Annotated in this window: 3 protein-coding genes; all 3 read left to right on the forward strand. The window is 74.3% G+C overall.

The window, feature by feature from the left end:
* The first annotated feature begins 38 nt into the window (after window positions 1-38).
* The gene (locus AB0B91_RS65365; RefSeq protein ID WP_358343080.1) at window positions 39-905 is read left to right on the forward strand and encodes a PHP domain-containing protein; all 867 of its coding nucleotides are present in this window, start codon (window positions 39-41) and stop codon (window positions 903-905) included.
* 40 nt (window positions 906-945) lie between these two features.
* Window positions 946-1560, forward strand: coding sequence for a MarC family protein (locus AB0B91_RS65370; protein ID WP_089002135.1), 615 nt, complete (start codon window positions 946-948; stop codon window positions 1558-1560).
* A gap of 42 nt (window positions 1561-1602) precedes the next feature.
* The coding region (locus tag AB0B91_RS65375) for a PD-(D/E)XK nuclease family protein (protein ID WP_358343078.1) at window positions 1603-2094 on the forward strand (492 nt) is incomplete at its 3' end.

Raw genomic sequence — 2094 nt, forward strand, 5'->3', positions numbered from 1 at the left:
GAGCGCGCCCGCGCGCCCCGCGCGGTCGCGTCGGGCCGATGAGCGCGGCACCGCGGCTAGACCTGCACCCCCCCTCCACCGCCAGCGACGGCACGCTCGGCCCGGCCGAGCTGGTACGGGCGGCGGCCGAGTCGGGGCTGGACGTGGTGGCGATCACCGACCACGACACCACGGCCGGCTGGGCGCCCGCACTGGCGGCGCTGCCGGCCGGGCTCAGCCTGGTCCGGGGCGCGGAACTCTCCTGCCGCTGGTACGGCGAGGAACCCCCGGTGCCGCTGCACCTGCTGGCGTACCTGTTCGATCCGGACGCACCGGAACTCGTGGCGGAGCTGGCCCGGGTGCGGGCCGCCCGGAAGGAGCGGGGCGAGCGGATCGTGGCGCTGCTGCGGGCCGTCGGGATCGACGTGAGCTGGCCCGAGATCCTGGCCGGCGCGGCCGGCGGGACCGTGGGCCGGCCGCACATCGCGCAGGCGCTGATCCGGGCCGGCCTGGTGACCACGACGACGGAGGCGTTCGGGCCGGACTGGCTGGGCGAGCGCTACCGGCTGCCCAAGGAGGACATCGACGTCTTCCGCGCGGTCCGGCTCGTGCGCGCGGCGGGCGGCGTGCCCGTGTTCGCCCACCCCAGGGCCAGCCGGCGGGGGCGGATCGTGCCCGACGAGCTGATCGCCGACCTGGCCGCGATCGGGCTGGCGGGGCTGGAGGCCGACCACGAGGACCACTCGCCGGCCGAACGGGCGCACGTCCGGGCCCTGGCCGACGAGCTGGGCCTGCTGGTGACCGGCTCGTCGGACTTCCACGGCACGCACAAGACCGTCCGGCTCGGCGCGTTCACCACCGAACCGGAGGCGTACGAGCGGATCGTCGCCGAGGCGCGCGGGGTGACCGAGGTCGCTTCCGGCTGATCCGCATTTCCGTCTCCGGCCGCGCGGCTACGTTGATCACGTGGATGCCAAGCTGTTCGGCGAGGTCTTCGTGACCCTGCTGGTGATCGTCGACCCACCGGGCATGATGCCCATCTTCCTGGCGCTGACCGGCCCCCTGACGGCGCGGGACCGCAACCGGGCGGCCTGGCAGGCCGTCGCCCTGGCACTGGGCGTGATCGTGATCTTCGCGGTGGCGGGGCAGACGCTGCTCGACTACCTGCACGTGGACCTGCCGGCCCTCCAGGCCGCCGGCGGGTTGCTGCTCATCCTGGTGGCGCTGGAACTGCTGACCGGCAAGGCCGACGACCCGAGCCAGCAGGTCACCTCGAACATCGCCCTGGTGCCGCTGGGTACGCCGCTGCTGGCCGGTCCCGGCGCCATCGTGGCCACCATGCTCTTCGTCCAGCAGGCCGACGGCGGGGCGGACGTCACGGCCATCGCCGCCGCGATCGTGGCCGTGATGCTCGCCGTGTGGGTCGTGCTCCGGTTCTCCGGCGGGATCGTCAAGATCCTGCGTCCCGGCGGGATCGAGGTGCTGACCCGGATCGCCGGTCTGCTGCTGGCCGCCATCGCGGTGCAGCTCATCGCGGACGCGGTGGCCGCGTTCGTGACCCAGTACGCCAACATGACCTGACCGGCGGCCGGTTCTGTCGGGGGTGGATGGCAGGATCGCGGTGTGCGACGAGCCTCTTCAGCGGGACGGTCCTCCACCGGCGGCGGCCGGGCGCCCCGGCAGCGCGGCGAGCAGTCCGAGCAGCTCGGCTTCGAGGGCATGCCGGAACGGCTCTTCGTCTGCACCCCCAGCAAGCTGGGCGCCTACGCCGACTGTCCCCGGCGCTACCGCTACTCCTACGTCGACCGTCCGGCCCCGCAGAAGGGCCCGCCGTGGGCGCACAACTCCCTCGGCGCGAGCGTGCACACCGCCCTGAAGAACTGGTACGCGCTGAGCCCCGAGCGGCGCCGGCCGGAGGCCCTCGCCGCGTTGCTCAAGGGCACCTGGGTGCGTGAGGGCTACCGCGACGACGAGCAGGAGCGGGCGGCCTACCGCCGGGCCCTGGGCTGGCTGGAGTCCTACGTCGAGACCCTGGAGCCCGGCGTCGACCCGCTCGGCGTGGAGCGCGTCGTGGCGGGGAAGTCCGCCGTGGAGGCCGTAAACGGCCGGGGCGAC

It is taken from the genome of Nonomuraea sp. NPDC049141 (assembly GCF_040648415.1).
Lineage (GTDB): Bacteria > Actinomycetota > Actinomycetes > Streptosporangiales > Streptosporangiaceae > Nonomuraea.